24 protein-coding genes are annotated in these 19,351 nt (G+C 36.5%); 16 read left to right on the forward strand and 8 right to left on the reverse strand.

Translation table 11 applies throughout. The features are described 5' to 3' along the window. Nucleotides 1–516 precede the first annotated feature (516 nt). The 5 genes from NAT51_RS05525 (at nt 517) to NAT51_RS05545 (ending at nt 3,946) form a co-directional block, all read left to right on the forward strand. The gene (locus tag NAT51_RS05525; protein WP_250596255.1) at nt 517–1,359 is read left to right on the forward strand and encodes a sulfurtransferase; all 843 of its coding nucleotides are present in this window, start codon (nt 517–519) and stop codon (nt 1,357–1,359) included. Nucleotides 1,360–1,517: 158 nt separating this feature from the next. Next, nucleotides 1,518–1,973 carry a Panacea domain-containing protein gene (locus tag NAT51_RS05530; RefSeq protein WP_250596257.1) on the forward strand — a complete coding sequence of 152 codons (456 nt, stop codon included), beginning with the start codon at nt 1,518–1,520 and terminating at the stop codon, nt 1,971–1,973. A 9-nt stretch (nt 1,974–1,982) separates the two neighbouring features. Further along, nucleotides 1,983–2,387, forward strand: coding sequence for a hypothetical protein (locus NAT51_RS05535; protein ID WP_250596259.1), 405 nt, complete (start codon nt 1,983–1,985; stop codon nt 2,385–2,387). Between the two features lie 82 nt (nt 2,388–2,469). After that, on the forward strand, nt 2,470–3,216 hold the full coding sequence (locus NAT51_RS05540) for an alpha/beta fold hydrolase (RefSeq protein ID WP_250596261.1): 747 nt from the start codon (nt 2,470–2,472) through the stop codon (nt 3,214–3,216). Nucleotides 3,217–3,313: 97 nt separating this feature from the next. Further along, nucleotides 3,314–3,946, forward strand: a complete 633-nt coding sequence (locus tag NAT51_RS05545) for a class I SAM-dependent methyltransferase (RefSeq protein ID WP_250596263.1) — start codon at nt 3,314–3,316, stop codon at nt 3,944–3,946. Here NAT51_RS05545 and NAT51_RS05550 read toward each other — a convergent pair. Beyond that, on the reverse strand, nt 3,943–5,346 hold the full coding sequence (locus NAT51_RS05550) for an FAD-binding oxidoreductase (protein ID WP_250596265.1): 1,404 nt from the start codon (nt 5,344–5,346) through the stop codon (nt 3,943–3,945). The genes NAT51_RS05545 and NAT51_RS05550 overlap by 4 nt on opposite strands. Nucleotides 5,347–5,517: 171 nt before the next feature. Continuing rightward, nucleotides 5,518–6,429, reverse strand: a complete 912-nt coding sequence (locus NAT51_RS05555; RefSeq protein ID WP_250596267.1) for an AEC family transporter — start codon at nt 6,427–6,429, stop codon at nt 5,518–5,520. Nucleotides 6,430–6,556: 127 nt separating this feature from the next. Between NAT51_RS05555 and NAT51_RS05560 the strand changes: the two genes are divergently transcribed. From NAT51_RS05560 to meaB, 3 genes are all read left to right on the forward strand, one after another. Continuing rightward, a complete protein-coding gene (locus tag NAT51_RS05560; protein WP_250596269.1) occupies nt 6,557–6,964 on the forward strand; it encodes an Rrf2 family transcriptional regulator in 408 nt (135 codons plus the stop codon). 56 nt (nt 6,965–7,020) lie between these two features. Then, a complete protein-coding gene (locus tag NAT51_RS05565; protein WP_250596276.1) occupies nt 7,021–7,662 on the forward strand; it encodes an NAD(P)-dependent oxidoreductase in 642 nt (213 codons plus the stop codon). Between the two features lie 72 nt (nt 7,663–7,734). Further along, nucleotides 7,735–8,817: a methylmalonyl Co-A mutase-associated GTPase MeaB gene (gene meaB, locus NAT51_RS05570; RefSeq protein WP_250596278.1), complete on the forward strand. Its 1,083-nt coding sequence runs from the start codon at nt 7,735–7,737 to the stop codon at nt 8,815–8,817. Nucleotides 8,818–8,835: 18 nt separating this feature from the next. Here meaB and NAT51_RS05575 read toward each other — a convergent pair whose 3' ends face one another. Genes NAT51_RS05575 through NAT51_RS05585 form a run of 3 tightly spaced genes read right to left on the reverse strand, consistent with a single transcriptional unit; the run spans nt 8,836 to nt 10,891 of the window. Then, nucleotides 8,836–9,717: an NHL repeat-containing protein gene (locus tag NAT51_RS05575; protein ID WP_250596280.1), complete on the reverse strand. Its 882-nt coding sequence runs from the start codon at nt 9,715–9,717 to the stop codon at nt 8,836–8,838. Between the two features lie 24 nt (nt 9,718–9,741). Further along, nucleotides 9,742–10,248, reverse strand: a complete 507-nt coding sequence (locus NAT51_RS05580) for an acyl-CoA thioesterase (RefSeq protein WP_250596287.1) — start codon at nt 10,246–10,248, stop codon at nt 9,742–9,744. Nucleotides 10,249–10,300: 52 nt separating this feature from the next. After that, on the reverse strand, nt 10,301–10,891 hold the full coding sequence (locus NAT51_RS05585; protein WP_250596289.1) for a TetR/AcrR family transcriptional regulator: 591 nt from the start codon (nt 10,889–10,891) through the stop codon (nt 10,301–10,303). A gap of 203 nt (nt 10,892–11,094) precedes the next feature. Here NAT51_RS05585 and NAT51_RS05590 point away from each other — a divergent pair, with 203 nt between their 5' ends. The 4 genes from NAT51_RS05590 to NAT51_RS05605 are packed head-to-tail and all read left to right on the forward strand — an operon-like array spanning nt 11,095 to nt 13,782. Next, nucleotides 11,095–11,736, forward strand: a complete 642-nt coding sequence (locus NAT51_RS05590; protein WP_250596291.1) for a hypothetical protein — start codon at nt 11,095–11,097, stop codon at nt 11,734–11,736. A gap of 8 nt (nt 11,737–11,744) precedes the next feature. Next, the gene (locus tag NAT51_RS05595; RefSeq protein WP_250596293.1) at nt 11,745–12,410 is read left to right on the forward strand and encodes a hypothetical protein; all 666 of its coding nucleotides are present in this window, start codon (nt 11,745–11,747) and stop codon (nt 12,408–12,410) included. Continuing rightward, nucleotides 12,383–13,141, forward strand: coding sequence for a sensor histidine kinase (locus tag NAT51_RS05600; RefSeq protein WP_250596295.1), 759 nt, complete (start codon nt 12,383–12,385; stop codon nt 13,139–13,141). Before NAT51_RS05595 ends, NAT51_RS05600 begins: the two co-directional genes overlap by 28 nt. A gap of 2 nt (nt 13,142–13,143) precedes the next feature. Continuing rightward, entirely contained in the window at nt 13,144–13,782 is a 639-nt protein-coding gene (locus NAT51_RS05605; protein ID WP_250596297.1) for a response regulator transcription factor, read from the forward strand. 2 nt (nt 13,783–13,784) lie between these two features. Here NAT51_RS05605 and NAT51_RS05610 read toward each other — a convergent pair whose 3' ends face one another. After that, entirely contained in the window at nt 13,785–14,012 is a 228-nt protein-coding gene (locus NAT51_RS05610) for a hypothetical protein (protein ID WP_250596299.1), read from the reverse strand. Between the two features lie 6 nt (nt 14,013–14,018). Continuing rightward, on the reverse strand, nt 14,019–15,395 hold the full coding sequence (locus tag NAT51_RS05615; protein ID WP_250596301.1) for an MATE family efflux transporter: 1,377 nt from the start codon (nt 15,393–15,395) through the stop codon (nt 14,019–14,021). Between the two features lie 79 nt (nt 15,396–15,474). Here NAT51_RS05615 and NAT51_RS05620 point away from each other — a divergent pair, with 79 nt between their 5' ends. Next, complete coding sequence (locus NAT51_RS05620) at nt 15,475–15,948, forward strand: hypothetical protein (protein WP_250596303.1); 474 nt, start codon at nt 15,475–15,477, stop codon at nt 15,946–15,948. A gap of 3 nt (nt 15,949–15,951) precedes the next feature. Here NAT51_RS05620 and NAT51_RS05625 read toward each other — a convergent pair whose 3' ends face one another. After that, entirely contained in the window at nt 15,952–16,824 is an 873-nt protein-coding gene (locus NAT51_RS05625) for a PPK2 family polyphosphate kinase (protein WP_250596304.1), read from the reverse strand. Nucleotides 16,825–16,960: 136 nt separating this feature from the next. On the opposite strand from NAT51_RS05625, the gene NAT51_RS05630 reads away from it, so the two are divergent. The 3 genes from NAT51_RS05630 (at nt 16,961) to NAT51_RS05640 (ending at nt 19,330) form a co-directional block, all read left to right on the forward strand. Next, a complete protein-coding gene (locus tag NAT51_RS05630) occupies nt 16,961–17,788 on the forward strand; it encodes a DUF6929 family protein (protein WP_250596306.1) in 828 nt (275 codons plus the stop codon). Nucleotides 17,789–17,875: 87 nt separating this feature from the next. Further along, on the forward strand, nt 17,876–18,376 hold the full coding sequence (locus tag NAT51_RS05635) for an RNA polymerase sigma factor (protein WP_250596925.1): 501 nt from the start codon (nt 17,876–17,878) through the stop codon (nt 18,374–18,376). A gap of 3 nt (nt 18,377–18,379) precedes the next feature. Then, a complete protein-coding gene (locus NAT51_RS05640) occupies nt 18,380–19,330 on the forward strand; it encodes a hypothetical protein (RefSeq protein WP_250596308.1) in 951 nt (316 codons plus the stop codon). Nucleotides 19,331–19,351: the final 21 nt, after the last annotated feature.

Here is a 19,351-nt window from a genome sequence, read left to right on the forward strand (position 1 = left end):
GTTCAAAGGGTTGGCAGAGGACTATTGCGCTATATAAGTAACGAGCTTGGCGGATTTGATAGTTCACCTCTGCTTTCCTTTGAAAAAGATAATCATTTTTTATCTAAGACAAAGTAAAGGCGGATTTGCACCCGAGCGTAGCGAACTGACGCAGTAATCCGTGTTTTAAAAAATAATTCCCTCTTTTAACCTTTTTGATTCAACGATGAGTCTTTTTGATTCAATGTTGAGCCTTTTTGACTCAATGACGAGTGTTTTTTACTCAACGACGAGTCTTTTTTACTCAATGATGAGTCTTTTTTACTCAATGACGAGTGTTTTTTACTCAACGACGAGTCTTTTTTACTCAACGACGAGTCTTTTTTACTCAATGACGAGTCTTTTTTACTCAATGACGAGCCTTTTTGATTCAATCAAGAACCCTTTTGATTCAATCCAGAGACTTTACCTTCCTGCAAAAAAGAAAACCTTATCTTTTCGTATATTTGATTCAACTACAAACAACAAACGAAACACATGATCCCTATTATCAATGCAGAAGAACTGCTCAAACGTTACAAACAGGAAAACATACTAATTTTCGATGTTACCAATGGAAAAGATGCCAAGTTAAATTACGATACCAAACATCTTGATGGCGCCCTATTTGTTGACCTAAACACCCAACTCGCTAACATAAAAGAAGATGCTGCAAACGGCGGAAGACATCCTTTACCCAAAATTGAAGCATTTGCAGAAACCTTATCCAATCTGGGAATTAAACCGCAAAGTCATGTTGTTGTTTACGATGATAAAAACGGATCCAATGCTGCAGCTCGGTTTTGGTGGATGCTAAAAGCCGTTGGCCACGAAAAAGTGCAGGTATTGAACGGTGGAATTCAGGAAGCAAAAAAGGCTGGCTTTCCTGTTAATTCGGATGTCGTAACTATAACAAAACCTGAATCTTATCCGGTTACCAACTGGAAACTCCCAATTACTGATATAAACGAAGTCGAAAACGTTTCAAAAGACACGAACCATTTAGTTATCGATGTCCGTGAAGCTGCAAGATACAAAGGCCAGACCGAACCCATTGATTTAATTGCCGGTCATATTCCCGGAGCCGTCAACGTTCCTTTTGCCGGTAATTTAGATGAAAACGGGTTGTTTCTTCCGTCAGAAACCTTAAAAGAAAAATACAGCCAACTCTTCCAAGACAAAAACTCTGAAAATATCATCATGCATTGCGGCTCCGGTGTTACAGCCTGTCATTCCCTTCTGGCTGTGGCTCATGCCGGCTTGGAAATCCCGAAATTGTATGTTGGTTCCTGGAGCGAATGGAGCCGTAACGATAAACCGGTTGAAACATCAGCATCCTAAAAACAGTTTATTTAAATTTTAAGAAATAACGCACAATTTCTTTTGAAAAAAGTAAAAAAACACTAAGTTTACGACTGAATGATTTTTTTAAAATCAACTGGTTTTTAGTAAATTTGCAGAAGGAAATAAAATTTGAAACAATTCAAAACCAAAACTTTATGATTTACACGCCAAGACAGATAGCAGATTTTTTTCTTTATGTAGGTAAAGATGATCAATCCATGACACCAATGAAAATAATCAAATTGGTATACATAGCCCATGGATGGAGCTTAGGACTTTACAATAAACCCCTCATTACCGAATCTCCCCAAGCGTGGAAATATGGTCCGGTTATCCCGAGTCTATACGATGAATTCAGACAATACGGGAACCAGAAAATAGACATCCCTGTTCCCGAAAATCCAATCCAGGATGAAAAAACAAACAAGCTTTTGGAGAAAATCTGGAATACTTACGGCAAATATACTGCCATTCAGTTAAGTGCAATGACCCACGAACCGGAGACACCTTGGTCGATTACATGGGAAAAGGCAAAAAAACAATACAAAACTTTAAATTTAACGATTCCGGACAATCTGATTCAGGAACATTATACGGCTAAAAAAGCATAATCTTTAAAAATGGAAGAAAGCTTATTAGACCGAATACCGGAAAATGTCAAGTCATTGCCCGACGTTAAAGCATCGGCTGAAGAGGTTAGCTATGCCAACAAATCTGACCAACGATCAGAAACAAAAGATGAATTAAAAAATGCTCAAATCAAGAAGCTTTTATCTGAAAATGAGCGCTACAGAGAGGACACCTCTCTCCGGAAAGCATTAGCAACTGCTTTTACTATGATTATCACGTTCTGGCTTTTAGCAGTTCTTTTAATTTTGATTGGAAATCACTGCAACCATTTCAATCTAAGTGACAATGTACTGATCACTTTGCTTGTTACCACAACGGCAAATGTAATTGGTATGATGCTGATTATCCTACGGAATTTATTCCCGTCAAGTGATGCTCCGAATGACAAGTCATAAAAAATGCACAAATAAATTCACTACCTAAAAATAATCAACTCCCCTATTGTACTACACAGTCGGGGATTTTTTATCTTTGGGTATGAAAAAAACATTCTTATTATTCCTGCTCTTTCTTCTTAATTTTTCAGCAACACAAATCGGTTCAATCGAAAAAAGCATTAAAGAGAAAGACATTACACTTTTCGACAAAAAAAGAAACAGGGAAATCCCGGTAACATTATACCTTCCGGAGCATACAAAAAATGCACCATTGGCCATTATAAGCCACGGATATAGCCAGAACCAACTTGGAGCCAACAAAGGCTATTCCTTTATAGGCAAATCATTAGCAGCAAAAGGTTATTTTGTTGCCAGCATCCAACACGAATTACCAACAGACGAATTAATGCCTACAACCGGTGAAATCAAAATAGTCCGGAAACCATTCTGGGAAAGAGGTTCAGAAAACATTCTCTATGTTATCAATGATTTCAGAAAAAGATATCCTAAGCTTAATTTCAATAAAAACACAATAATTGGTCATTCGATGGGCGGTGACATTTCGGTTACTTTTTCAATAAAACATCCTGAATTAGTTGACAAACTGATTACACTTGACCAGAGAAGAGTGGCTTTTCCAAGAGTAAAACAGCCTAAAATCTATTCCTTACGTTCGAGCGACCAACCGGCTGATGAAGACGTAATTCCGTCTGAAACAGAACAAAAAGAATTGGGAATAACGATCGTCAAATTGCCGAACACCATCCATAACGTAATGAATGACCATGCTTCTGCAGAACAAAAAAAAGAGATGTTGTCATGGATTTCCAAATTCATTACCGAATAAAATATGCTTTTCTGGAATTCAAGTATTCTTTTAGCGGATACAAAACCCAGATATACTATGAATACTGCAATAATAAGAGATTTTCTTATCTTTGATTATGTCTAAAAACTGTCCACTTTGTCATCATTCCAGTACACTCTTTTGTGAATACAAAACCCGTTTGTATTATGAATGTTCTGCCTGTAAGGGAATTTTTCTGAATCCGAATCAGTACATGGATTTTGAAAACGAAGAGAAACACTATCGTTTTCACAATAATGATGTCAATGACAAAGGCTATCAAAACTTTGTATCACCAATCACTACAGGAATTCTTGCTGATTTTACAGATAGTCATTCAGGCTTGGATTTTGGTGCCGGAACAGGTTCTGCGATTTCAAAAGTTTTACTGGACAATGGTTTCCAAATAGTGCAATACGATCCTTTTTTTCATAATCATCCCGAGTTACTGGAAGCTCAATACGATTATATTGCCTGTTGCGAAGTAGTTGAGCATTTTCATCATCCCGCAAAAGAATTTGAATTACTTAAAAAACTGTTGAAACCAAACGGAAAACTTTACATCATGACACATTTGTATGACAAATCTGTTGATTTCACAAACTGGTACTACAAAAACGACCATACCCATGTTTTCATGTATCAACAGGAAACGATGGAGTGGATTGCCAAAACTATCGGGTTTCGTAAGGTGGAAATTAAAAACCGGCTGGTTATTTTTTCGAATTAATTCCGTTCCGGTAAAATTTTACCCGGATTCATGATATTATTCGGATCGAAAATATATTTGATCTGTTCCATGATTTCCAGATGGCTTTTTGAAAATGCCATGTCCATGTAGTTTTTCTGAACATACCCAATTCCGTGTTCACCTGAAAGAGTTCCCTTAAGAGACAATGTCAAATCAAATATTTCACGGATACCTTTCGGTACTTCCGTTTTCCAGTTTTCATCGGTCATATCGCCTTTTATGATATTCACGTGGAGATTTCCGTCACCGGCATGGCCGTAGCAAACCGATTTAAATCCGTATTTAGCACCAATGGTTTTAATCCCTTTCAATAAAACCGGTAATTCATAACGTGGTACAACCGTATCTTCTTCTTTAAACACCGAATTGGACTTAACCGCTTCTGCCACTCCCCTGCGCATTTTCCACAGCGCATTTTTCTGATCATCTGTATCGGCGAATAAAACCTCATCGATTTCGAATTGTTCCACTACTGTCATGATTTTTTCAGCCTCCAGCATTAAAACATCCGGATAGTTACCATCCACTTCGATTAGTAAATGTGCCTGATGCTCCGGTTTGACTTCCACACTAACACCTTCAATAAAGCGGACTGCCCAGTCAATTGCATCACGTTCCATAAATTCCAGTGCACTGGGTACAATTCCCGCCCTGAATATTGCCGAAACCGCTTCGCAGGCCTGTTCTGCCTTGAAGAAAGGAACCAGCATTAATACATTGTGGGAATTTTTGGGCCATAACTTGAGTACAGCTTTTGTTACAACCCCCAAAGTTCCTTCGCTTCCCACCATCAGTTGTGTCAAGTTATAACCTGTCGAATTTTTAAGCGTATTGGCACCAGTCCAGATAATTTCACCGTTAGGCAATACAACTTCAAGGTTTAGCACATAATCTTTTGTAACTCCATATTTCACGGCACGTGCACCTCCGGCATTTTCGGCAATGTTTCCACCAATGAAACAACTTCCCATACTGCTGGGATCTACTGGATAGAACAAACCTTTTTCCGCGACAGCATCACGCAGTACTTGTGTAATAACACCCGGTTCGGTAATAACCTGTCCGTTTTTTTCATCAATTTCGATTATTTTATTCAGTCTTTCCGTTGACAAACCGATTCCTTTCAGTATACACAATGCGCCACCGCTTAAGCCTGTTCTTCCGCCAATTGGAACTACAGCAGTATAATGTTCGTTAGCCAGTTTCATGATAGCCGATACTTCTTGTGCTGTTCCCGGCTTTACGACAACTCCGGGAGGAAACACATAATCTTCGGTTTCATCGTGACCATAATGATTACGGGTTTCTTCATCAGTAAAAACATAAGATTCACCAACTATTTCTTTTAATTTATGTAGTATTTCGGATGTGATTGTCATTTTAATTTATGCGTTGATTTTTAACAAATTTAAGAAACTTACTCTACGGATTGCAAGAGTTTCCGTCAAATTTTACACACCCTAGCCCTGATGGAAACGGCATCCTTTTCCGGTGGCTGAGGCTCCGAAGTCACCGGAAAAGATATAGTGTACAGCAGGAAATAGCTCCTTCTAAACAAATTTCAACACATAATACCAAAAAACAAGCGTTAGAAATGATACCGGAATTCCAAAACCCACCATCATCGAACTCAGTTTAGGTTTCAAACCGTAAGTAGAGGCCACAATAGTTCCTGTAATCATGGGTGCCATAGCCGATTCGAATAAAGAAACCTGTATTTCCGGGCCGTTCGCTTTTAAAATCAAAACATACAAAGTATAAAAGAAAGCAGGCATCAGAAATAACTTGAAGAATAAACCAAGACTCAGGAATTTCCAATGTTTACTTTTAAGGTCAAAATCCAATTGCATTCCAACCGCTACCAAAGCAATAGGTGTTACTGTACTGCCCAAACGCTGAAAAACAGATTGCAGAATTTCCGGAAAATCCATAGTAATACAATTCAATAAAACAGCAAATGAAAATGCAATGAATGGCGGAAAGAGAAGTACTTTTTTCAAAATTTCGCTTGAACTTGTTTTTCCCCTCGAGAAAAGTGTTGCCACTAAAATAGCCAAAGTAGATACCACAACAAACGAACCGGGCTGATCAACAATAATGGCCGTTTTTAATCCTTCCTTACCATAAACAGCTTCCACCAAAGGAAATCCTACAAAAGATGTATTCCCCAAACCGGCAGTTATGATTAAACAGCCTGTCAGTTTTTTAGACCAATTGAATAATCTGCCAAAAACAGAAAAAAACACAAATGAAAGTGCAAATCCAAGCCATGCAATTCCTAATGGGAATAACAGTTTTGTGCTGATTTCCAGTTTTGGAATATAATACAGCGCAATCGACGGAAGTGATATATAAATAACAAACTGATTGAGTGTTTTATAGCTTAATGGCGGAAATGCCGGATTCTTTCTGAGGAAAAAACCCAAAAACATACACACAAAGACCAAGAGAATGTTATCCATAATTATTCAACTGACTGACAAAATTAAAGGTAAATCTTATATTATACTGTTGATTTTTAAATTTTAAGTAAATTTATGATGCAGATTGAAATCTCTTCTTATATTTGCAATATATTTTATTACAGTTATGATATCCGGCAAGTTTGCAATAACCACTCACATTCTTACGCTGTTAGCCAAATTCCCAAATGAATTTCTGGCTTCAGAATATATTGCGGGCAGTTTGAATATCCATCCTGTATTAGTCCGGAAAGAAATTGCCAACCTTAAAAAAAACAACTTAATAGAAAGTAAAGAAGGAAAAAATGGTGGTGTAAAACTTACTGTTTCACCCTCAAGCCTTACTTTGGAAAAAATATTCAAGATCACTTTTGATAAAGCTTCATTGGGATTTTCGAAAAATGACCCTAATCCGAAATGTCCTGTCGGAAAAAAAATAAATGACAATTTGAGCAATCTATATGAAGATTTAAACCAAACCATCAGTGAGCAGTTGGCAAAAATCACATTGGAAGAATTTACAGAAAAATTTTAGACTATTTTTTTATCTAAAACTGTAACTAATTTTATTACATAATAAATTTTAAAATCATGAAAGTAGCAATTATCGGAGCCTCAGGATTTGTAGGCTCAAGCATTTTAGAAGAAGTAAAAAACCGTAATCATGAGGTAACGGCGATAGCAAGAAACGCTAAAACTAAAGAAACTGTAAACTGGATACAGGCAGATATTTTTGATTCAGATCAATTGGCCGAAAACCTTAAAGGACATGATGTGATTGTCAGTGCTTACAATCCGGGATGGGCAAACCCAAACATTTATGATGATTTCATTTCGGGGTCAAAATCGATACTGGAGGCTGTAAAAAAATCAGGGGTAAATCGATACATTACCATCGGTGGAGCTGGCAGCCTATATGTAGCTCCAGGAGTACAGGCTGTTGACACACCTGATTTTCCGAAAGAATATTACAACGCAGCAACTGCAGCCAGGGATTTTTTGAATTATATTAAAGAAGAAAAAGAATTGGATTGGACACTGTTCAGTCCGGCATTTGAAATGTTACCAACGACAACAACCGGACGAACAGGAAAATACCGTTTGGGCTTGGAAGAACCAGTATTCAATGACGAACAACGCAGTATCCTTTCGGTAGAAGATTTAGCAGTTGTGATTGCCGATGAACTTGAAAATCCGAAACATCATCAAGTCCGTTTTACTGCAGCTTATTAAGAAATGAAAAAGAAATGTGGGCAATACGCATAAATTTTGAACATTGTCCACTTTTTCTTTACTTTTACAGGGATGAGCAAACCCATTAAAAAATCGGCTTTAACAGAAAATGACGGTATTGAACCGCCAGAAATCATTAGTGCAGTATCGGTTCAGCAAATCCAGAAATTCAGAAGAGCACAACCCACTGCAGAAGAGCTGATTGCAGATATCCTTAAAGGAAATAAAACCGCATTAAGCCGTGCCATCACTTTAGTTGAAAGTACCAGTCCGGTTCATTTGGAAAAAGCAAATCAAGTTATCCAAGGTTGTCTGCCACATGCCAACCAATCGGTACGCATTGGAATTACAGGAGTTCCCGGAGTTGGTAAAAGTACATTTATCGAAGCTTTCGGAAAATATTTAACATCCCTTGGAAAAAAAGTGGCCGTTTTAGCAGTTGATCCAAGCAGTTCCATTTCTCATGGAAGTATTTTGGGAGACAAAACCCGGATGGAAGAATTGGTCAAAGATGAAGATGCTTATATCCGCCCAAGTGCATCAGGAGAAAGTTTAGGAGGAGTAGCCCGAAAAACGAGAGAAAGCATCATGTTGTGTGAAGCTTGCGGTTTTGATACCATTTTAATTGAAACCGTAGGTGTTGGACAAAGTGAAACAGCCGTTCACAGTATGGCTGACTTCTTCTTATTGCTAAATTTAGCCGGAGCCGGAGATGAGTTACAGGGAATCAAACGCGGTATTATGGAAATGGCCGATTTGATTGTCATCAACAAAGCAGATGGAGACAATGTCAATAAAGCGAAACTGGCAAAAACCGAATACAACAGGGCCTTGCATTTGTTTCCGATGAAGAATTCAGGTTGGTCACCAAAAGTCACAACTTGCAGCGCCATAAAAAAAGAAGGAATTGACAACGTTTGGGAAACCATCAGTTCTTATTTTGAACTAACACAGGAAAATGGCTATTTCAGTCAAAAGAGAAAAGAGCAAAATCAATATTGGCTATTGGAAACCATTAATGATCAATTGAAGAATAATTTTTATAATAATCCCGAGATCATCAAATTATTAGAAGAAAACAAAAGAGCAGTGCAAAACAATGAAAAATCACCCTTTGCAGCTGCTCAAATGCTATTAGAGAACTATTTTAAATAAACCAACTTCCTCTCTATTTTAGTGAATGTATAATGATTCTCTTTGGATAGAGATGAAATTCAAAGTTCCGTCCATCATTCCAGGTACTACTAACTGGTTTCTGAACACTGTAAAATCAGCCGGACCGCTGATCAATTCTGATAATTTTATTGATGAAACCTTATTATCGGCTAACGACATGGTTGCAATGATTCCTTTTTTCTCAAAAGCAATCCAATTAGAGAAATAAAGAACCCCATCATAAGCCACCATTCCGTCGTAGTAACCTTCAATTGGTGTAATTTGGGTAAACTTGTTATTATCAAAGTTAATATAACCAACAATTCCGTTAGGATTTCCTTCTGTACCGAAACCGTTTACATACAAACGTGATGCTTTTTTATCAACGTATAGACCGTTAATACCAGCAACTTCTTTATCCATAACAACTTCAACAAAAGTTTTATCAACTAAGTTCACTTTAAAAAGCTTGTTTTTATCTGTAGCAGAAACGTATAAAGTATTCTTGTCAAAAACTGCAATATCATTTAAAAAGAATGATGCCCCATTAAATTCAATCTCATACAATTTGTTACCGGTTTTTAAATCAAAAGCTAACAATCTGTCTATATCAGTAGCAAATAACACATCACCGTCAACAGTTAACCCTTTAGGCGCATTTAAAATTTCCTTGATAAAATTGGCATCAACAACTTTTCCGTTTTTATCTAATTTCAAAATTTTACCGTCTCCATCCTTATTCTTAGGTTTTAAAGCCGTTCCGATATCACCCACGTAAAGAAAGGTACCGTCATTTGCAACACTTTCGATATGATTAAAACCGCTCACTTTTCTTACTTCCTGCGCGTTTGATACCGTAATACCCAAAACAACAGTTAGAATAGCATAAATTTTTCCCATTTTTTTCATTACATTTTGTATTAATTAATTTTTACTTGTCGTTACCCTGCCTGATAACTTTAATGCTTCAACTCTTTCTTCAAAAGAAGTCAATTCGGTTAATGGATTTTCGATTTCGGAGAAAAGTTCCATTAATTCGGCAGAATGTATTGTACTTCGGTTGATTTTCAGATCATAGTGTACCAATTTAGTCCACAATATTGCTTTAATGTGTGTTTTCTGTTCGTCCCACATAATCGCTTCAATCAACAGACTTTTGTCATCAAAACTTAATAATTTGGACTGAATGGTCACTTTTTCCATAAGCATGGCCGGAAGTAAATAGGCAATCTGGTTTTGTGCCACAACCCAACTTCTCCCTTGCTCTTTTGCCAACTTATAAATATCAAAATCATAAAATTCCAGCAGTTGGTCTTCCCTGGCATTGATGATATAATCGATATATTTTGAATTGTTCAGATGATTGAACGGATCACAGTCCGGAAATCTGATTCTGGTCTGACTTTCAATTACTTTATCTAGTTTTTTCATCTTCTTTTTATTTATAAAAAATACCAAATGGTATATTTTTGTCTAAATTTTTTTACTTTTTCAGTGATAAAATATAACGTTCCAGATAATCCATGGATAAATTCATGGATGCCATTTTACGCGTAACCTTCGCCTGCAAAATTCCTCCCTGAATAATGGAAATAAATACTGAAATGAACTCATGCACATTAACATCAGATTTTATTTCTCCATTATTGATTGCGTTATTCAAATGATTTTCCAGTGAATTTTTCCAGAAATTATAAGCTCCTTCCACTTTTGCAGCCAGTAAAGGATGCGTATCATCAGCTTCTGTTGATGTATTCGTTATGGGGCAACCTGAAATTAGAATGGGATTTGTTAAAAAATTACGATAGGTTTCAGGATATACCAGTAATTTTTCAATCACCGAATGCTTAGTATCCATTATACCTCTCATATAAGTAACCAATCTTTCGAAATTATAATCAAAAGCAGCCAAAGCTACCTGATCTTTGTTTTCAAAATTGCCATAAATACTTCCTTTCGTCAGTCCGGTAGCCGCAATCAAATCATTAATAGAAGTGCCGGCATATCCTTTTGTATTAAAAATACAAGCCGTCTTTTCTATAATATACTGTTTTGTACGATCCGCTTTAGACATAGTAAGTCACTCATTATGTGATACAAATGTATAAAAAATACCAATCGGTATTAAAAATATTTTTCAAAAAAATTCAATATAAGATTTCAAAAAGTACTGAATCCCCAGCCTACAAAACGCACATACTAAAAAAGAGGGTGTTTTTCCTATTAAACTTTCTAAACAAAAATTTTACTTTTGTACGTAAAATAATATAAACAACTATGAAAACAAATCGAATTATTTTACTAACGGGGGCTTTACTTACCTTAACACTCATTTCATGCGATGCGTTGAAAGGAACAACAAGTGAAGTAAGAGCACCCCACAATATTATCCCCGTCAACAAAGGGATAATGATGAAGGATACGTACAAAAATGATGTACAGGCCATTATCGAAAGAAACAGGGAACAGGGAACTTATCAAGCAACCGAATTTGCATGGGTCAACTTAGATTCTTTGAAAAAATATATAGCATTGCTGGATAAAGTTTCGGAATTAAACAATAAGAAAGTTACGGGAATCCGGATTTATTTTTCACAATATCCTTCGAATGCAAATTACAGTCAGGAAGAACGTGACAGACTGATTCCGGGAAGAGAAACTCTTTTCTTTGCACCCACTACCCAAATAGCATCAACAAGATTATCTAAAATGTTTCCTGTTTTAGAAAATGTTCCGTTTAGCATTCAAAGTACCGGTGCTAATCCATATGTAGGTAATTTCAAAGTAATTTCCAGATTATTGGGAAGTAACGAGCAAATGCCAGTTGATTCAACAAGAGTTAACCGAAGCCTTACTACTGAGACAGAAACAAGCATACTATTAAACGAATTAGCTATGTATCCGCCTCCTAAAAATTAACAGCCTATATGTTTTTAAAAAATATTACAACAGAGGATATTAAATATTTCATGATGCTGTTGCAATTTGTAACAGCAATTATCGGAACCGTTTATTACTACAAGTACAAAAATACAGTACTTAAGATTTTTTTATTTATACTTTGGTATACTGCACTAAATGATGTGTTGGGTTATTTCTACCAAGATTTAACAAATGCTTCCAACAATTATTTCATTTATAATTTTTACCAAATTTTGCGGTTTTGCATAGTTCTTTACATATATAAATTCTATGTGGAGAGTGTGAGTTATAAAAAGTTAATCATTGGTTTTATCAGTGTTTATTGTCTCTCTGTTGTAATTAATTTTTTTGTAGAAGATTTCCTGAGCAGTTATTTCCTCAATACATTTATAATCGGCGCAACATTTATAGCAACAGCCGTTCTTTTATATTTATTTGAAGTATTGAAATCAGACAAAGTTCTCTACGTGACCGAATCATTGATTTTTTGGATCAGTTTTGCCCATCTGGTTTATTTTGTTCCTAATATTCCGTTTTATATTGTCAGAAAATATTACTCAGATTCAAGTACAATTCCGTATATTTTCATGATTAATTATTTACTGCTTTTAATGTATTATTTAATTCTAATTTTGGGATTTATATGGAGCAAACCGGAAACGAAGGAGTAATTTTTGCCATACTGGGCCTTACCGGGCTCTCTTTTGTCATTGTGTTATTGATAGTTATTTTCCAGAAGAAAAAAAATAAACTTATCACCAAACAACTCGAAGCACAAAAACATTTTGAAAGGGAACTTGTCGAATCACAAATCGAAATCAGGGAACAAACGTTACGGAATATCAGTTGGGAACTTCATGACAATATTGGCCAATTACTGACTTTAGCCAAAATCCAACTGCAAAAAATTAGTGATCAGGACACTACAGAACTAAATGAAAATTTAACTAACATTTTAAATGAAGTCAGGGTTTTATCAAAAGTTACCAACCCCGATTATGTAAGTAAAATAAGCCTTGAAGAAGCAGTTTCATTAGAAATTAACCGTTTTAACCGCCTGAATTACATCGAATCGTCATTAACAATGGATGGAGAATCCTTTGTCATAAATCCAAAATCGGAGACTATTATTTTCAGGATTTTACAGGAATTCTTTTCCAATACCATCAAACATTCGAAAGCATCCAAACTAAGTGTTTCGATAAAATACGAAGAGCCTAAAAAGAAACTCACCATAACCGCCGAAGACAACGGAAAAGGGTTTGACCCAACTGCTACAAACGAAAGAGGGATTGGGTTAACCAACATGAAAAAAAGAGGACATTTAATTGACGCAGAAGTCAATATAGATTCAGAACCAAACTCAGGAACACGCCTATCCATTATTTATCATCAAAAATAATCATGAAAAAAAATACAGTTGCCATAATTGAGGACCACACTTTACTATCGGAAGCAATTGCAGGAGTAGTTGAAAAATTCGATCAGTTTGAAGTGGCCTTTTTATGCAAGAATGGGGCCGATTTAATAGAAACATTAAAAAAGAAGCCCTTACCAAAAATTGTTCTGATGGATGTTAACATGCCTATCATGAACGGAATTGAAACTACTAAATGGTTGACTGAAAATCATCCTGAAGTATACGTATTAGCCTTGACTGTTGAAGAAGACGAAAGTACAATTTTAAAAATGATCAGGGCCGGTGCCAAAGGATATCTATTAAAAGATGTTGACAAAAAAACACTCGAATTTGCCTTATTAAAAACTATAGAAACAGGATTTTACCATTCCAATATCGTAGTGGATGTATTGGTAAATTCGGTTACGGGAAAAAACGGTCATATGGAAGTATTGAAAGATACCGAAATTGAATTCCTTAAATTGCTTTGTACTGAAATGACATACAAGGAAATTGCCAATAAAATGAACCTTAGCCCAAAAACCATTGATGGCTATCGGGACAACTTATTTGTGAAACTCAATGTCAAAAACAGAATTGGGCTAGTCATTTATGCCATAAAAAACAAGATTTTCACTTGCTAGGATTATTCTTCGTATCGCTCCATTTCGCGGTCATAGAATTCACCGGCAAGTGTAATCAGGTGTTCCATTTCTGATTCCAATTCGTGTTCATCCTCTTCATCCAGTTCTTCTAGAAATTCAACTGAATCATCTTTAAGGTTGATCAGAAATCTTGGGTATTCTAAATGAATGATGAAAATATCGTCCGGATAATCAGAGTTATCGGCCAGTACAAATTTTGGTAATTCCATATAAAATTATTTGTGGTGAATTATAAGTTTTTTAGTCAGTTTATTAAAGCGAATATACAAAAATAAAGCAGCAGTGGTAAGACCGGAGAGTAAGCCAATCCAAACGCCCATTGCTTTTAACTCGGTATACATTCCCAGATAAATTGAAATTGGAAAGCCAATAAGCCAATACGCAACAAATGTAATATACATTGGTATTTTAACATCCTGAAGTCCACGGAGAGCTCCTAAAACAGCAACCTGGATTCCATCAGACAATTGGAAAACCGCTGCAATAAGAATCAGTCCCGATGCTATCGAAATAACTTCGGAAGTATCGGTGATGGTTTGCAAATTCTCCGAATTGACAAAAAAGCCCGGTAATATTTTATGAAAAGCCACAAACAGAACTGCAAATGTTCCCTGTACAATAATAGCCAGTAAAAATATCGAACGTGCTACAATCTGAAGCTTTCTGAAATCTTTAATACCTTTTTGGTTTCCAACGCGTACCATTCCGGCAACACTCAGTCCCGATACAAACATAAATGTAAACGTAGCCAGTGTCAATGCTATTTGGTTAGCTGCCTGACTTGCCGCTCCGATTTTTCCGCTTAACCAGATTGCTCCTGTAAATAATGCGACTTCAAAAAACATCTGCATGGCAGAAGGAAAACCCAACTCAATAATTTTTTCAGTCATATTACGGCCAATTGCTTTCAAACTGAATCCATCAAAATACGGTTTGAATTTCTCTTTCGATTTTAGTGCAAAATGCATGTAGATTACCATTACAAAACGTGAAATCACAGTTCCGTAAGCTGCACCGATCATTCCCATCTTTGGAAAAATCCACACACCATAAATCAGGACAATATTCAAAATGAGATGCACCACGTTACAAAGTAAATTAGCCCACATCGCATACTTCGTTTCACTCTTACCATCGGCAAATTGCTTGTATCCTTGGAAAATAACCAATGGAATTAAAGAAAAAGCAACCAAATCCAAAAATGGTTTGGCCAATTCGACTACTTCTTTAGGCTGTCCCATAATCACAATCAAGGGTTTCGCCAGGTAAATCAAACCAAAAAGCGTGAGTCCCAAAACAGTACATAAAACCAATCCATGGTGAAAAATACTCCTTCCTTTCACCAGGCTGTTTTCACCGTCAGCTTCGGCAATCAATGGCGTGATAGCAGTTGAAAAACCAATTCCAAGCGACATACCCAGAAACACAAAACTATTGGCAAGGGAAACAGCCGCCAATTCATTGGTTCCCAACCTTCCTACCATCACATTATCAACAATACTCACTAAGGTATGTCCCAGCATTCCTAAGATTACAGGGTAAGCTAATTTGATATTTTCAGGAAATTCTTTGGTATAAACTGACCACTTCATGGCAAAAAAATTTTGACAAAAATACAATAATAAATACCGAATACGAGTTTAGTTTACTACCAATCTACATTAAATCAACATGAATTTTTTAAAAAACAATCTCGTACTATTTACTTTGTTATTATGTTCAACAGCTTTCTTCGCCCAAAAAAAGGCAGGTGATATGCGTTTGGGTTACGGATTCAGTGGTGGTATCCCTTTTAATGATTACAGTGGTGCCGTAGGGGTAGACGGTCGCTTCCAATACGATATCACTTTAAAAACTTCTCTTTTGGGAACAGCAGGTTATACGCATTTTTTCAGTAATGAAATCCCTGATTTAGCATATGCGCCAGTGAAAGTCGGTTTTAAATCACACATTGGCGAACAGGTTTATGTTCTGGGCGAAATCGGTGCAGCCTTCAGTACAACCGGCATGGGAATTTCTCCGGTTTGGAATCCGGGCATTGGTATTGCAACTAAGCATATCGACATTAGCCTCCGTTACGAAAACCTGAATAAATTCGACACATCGCAGGTAGCTTTACGCCTAGCTTACGGATATAAACTATAAGTTCTATTCCAACTGCTTTTTATATTCGGCAAAATTGGCTTTTACTTTTTCATCCAAAGCCGGTTCTTTAATGTCAGTATACTTCTGCATCTCATCCCAGATAATTTTCCCAACCATATAACGCGCCATTTCCTTGTCATCAGCCGGAATGATATACCATGGCGCATTGGGTTTGGACGTTTTATTAATGGCTTCTTCGTAATAATTCATATAATCATCCCAACGCTCACGTTCTTTTAAATCTCCGGGTGAGAACTTCCAATGGTGCTCTTCTTCTTCCAGCCTGCGCAGTAATCGTTTACGCTGTTCTTCCTTACTCATGTAAAAAAAGAATTTTAAAACAATTGTTCCGTTTTGGGTGATGTGTTTTTCAAAATTATTGATCTGATCAAATCGGTTTTCCCAAAATTCAGGTGTAATATCTTCCACTTTTTCAATTCCGGGCAAATTTTCATTCAGAATATATTCAGGATGTACTCGGGTAACCAAAACATTTTCATAATGGGTACGGTTAAAAACCGAAAACTTTCCTTTTTCAGGCAATGCCAGATAATGTCTCCATAAATAATCATGCTCCAATTCGGTTGAATTTGGTGTTTTAAAACTATGCACCACCACTCCACGCGGATTAAATTCCTTAAAAACTTCACGGATCAGGCTATCTTTTCCCGATGTGTCCATCCCTTGCAGGCAAATCAAAACGCCATAACGGTTGTGGGCATACATCACGTCCTGCAATTCACTCAACGGCTGCTGCACTTCATCCAGCATTTTTTCTTTCTCTTTATCTTTTAAAGCCGTTTCGATTTCCGTTAGAAAATCAACTAATTTAAAAGGCTTCGTAATCTTAAAATCCTCGGTGTTGAATGCAGCCATATCTTTTTAAAGTATATTTGTTGTTATTTGTAGCTATTTCCCGCTATCCGTTCTATCTTTTTACGCAGGCTTCGAGAGCCTCAGCCGCCGTAAAAAGGATGCCACTGCTATCGGGGCTAGGCCTTATCGTAAATATATGGAAAAAATTCAACTTATTGCTTTTCTTACCATTCAGGGCATCGGTGCCGCATCAGGATTGGTATTTCACAACAATTCATTATTTATTGTCAGTGACAATTCCGGTTATTTGTTTGAACAAAAACTGGATTCACCTCAATTAATAAAACATTCACTGGTAAAAGACGCATCAGTCAATATTGAAAAAAAACGGAAACCTGATTTTGAAGCCATAACCATAAAAAATAATAAACTTCACATATTCGGTTCCGGTTCTACAACAAACCGGAACCGCATGATGGCTTTCAACCTGTCAACAAATCAGGCAATTGAAAATGATTTTTCAGAAATCTATCAAAAATTAAAAAATCAGGCGCATATTTCTGACGACGACCTGAATATTGAAGGCGCTTTGTATTTGAATGGCAATTTGCATTTATTCCAACGCGGAAACGGCCTGAATGCACAAAACGGAATTTTCATAATTGATTCAAATCAAAACATACAATACCACCCAATAAAGCTGCCCAAAATCAAACATGTTGAAACCAGTTTTACAGATGCCATCGTGTTTGAAAATAAAATTTATTTTCTGGCAGCAGCCGAAGACACCGTATCGACCTATGAAGATGGTGAAGTTCTGGGAACCATTATGGGAGTAATGAATTCTAAAACATTTGAAATTGAAAAAACAATTCAGTTGTCACCTACACACAAACTGGAAGGATTAACACTATTTGAAAAACAAGGCGACGACCTTACTTTTCTTCTTTGTGAAGACAATGACACAGAAGATTTGAATGCCACCATCTATAAACTGAAAATAAATTTTAAAAAATTTCAATAGCTTCCCAACCTTTTTATAAAAACTGTTCTCTTTAGTATAAAGACATTGATTGTGATAGACGAAAAATTAATACAAGCCTGTAAAAAAATGCACCGTGACGCCCAGCGTCAGGTGTACGAAATCATGGCGCCCAAATTATACCGGACTTGTAAACGGTACCTCAAAAAAGAGGAAGAAATAGAAGAAGTACTTGCTGATGCCTTTTATACCATTTTCACCAAAATGGATCAATTAAAGGAAGCGGGCGCTTTTGAAGCATGGGCCAGAAAAATAACAGTGAATCACTGCTTGTATCAATTGCGCAAGAATGTAAATTTCAACCTATACCTGGAAGATACCAAATTGCAGATACAGCCACAAAGTGCAGAGGAAACACCTTTGGAAGAAGAAGATTTGCTCAAATTACTCAATTACATCCCGGAAGGATGCAAAACGGTTTTCAATCTGTTTGTAATTGAAGGATACGGACATAAAGAAATTGCTGCCATGCTGAATATTTCAGAAGGTACATCAAAATCACAATTGAATGCAGCAAAAACCAAATTGAAGGACTTGATCAACAATTTGTATTATCAACAAGCAAGATAAGTAATGGAACATCAGGATAATATATTCGAAAAGTTTAAAAAAGCGGCAGAAAATTCAGAATCGAACGACTTCCCGGGGTTGGAAAAAGTCTGGTCCCGTGTGGATGCGAAATTGAATACCCAAGCCTATCAAACACAGAAAAAAGCAAATTCAAGTTGGAAGAAATTTGCAGTAGCAGCATCGGTAGTGGTTGGAACCGCTTTTGCCTATCAGTTTTTTGGTTACCGTCTTTTTAAAGAAGCAAAAATCAAACCAACAGTCGAAAGCACTGTCAAAGCTGTTGACCGGGTTAACAAACAATCCATAGATACAACTGTAGCCTCAAATGACACTATTGAAACAACAAAAGCAGTAACCATTGTAACTTCAAAAGAAGCTAAGAGAATTCTTGAAACACATGTTAATTCACTCAATCAGGTTGCAGTGAAAGAACCTTCCGGAAGTACTATAAAACACGATACAATTACACTTCTGAAACAAGCAGCAATCTCAAAAACGACTATTGAGACAGAGAAAAGAAATACGGGAAGAATGCTTAGGGAAAAAGCGTTTCAGTCAACTGGGGTCAAACGCTATAAAATTGAGGATGATAACGAAGAAGAATATCCAATTAAACAGGAAACAACCGAAAGTAAAAAAGTAACATTAAAAAAAGCTCCACCCTTAATTGTCGTTGACGGTAAAGTGGCCAAAACACTCAAAGACGCAGAAGAAGGTGAAACCATCATGGAACTGGAAGAACCGTTATATATAGTAAACGGTGTCGAATACAGCGAAAAAGAAATGTTTGGTCCTAATCCAACATCACCTTATTACCCGTTAAACAAGCAGGATATAGAATCAGTGGTGATATACGAAGGAAAAGAAGCTATTGAACGTTTTGGTCAGAAAGGTGCAAAAGGAGTTGTTATTGTCAGAACCAAAGACGGAAAACCTGCAGTTTTAAAAAAATAGGTTAAAAGAATCATTTCAAAC

The sequence above is a fragment of the Flavobacterium amniphilum genome (genome assembly GCF_023634845.1).
Lineage (GTDB): Bacteria > Bacteroidota > Bacteroidia > Flavobacteriales > Flavobacteriaceae > Flavobacterium > Flavobacterium amniphilum.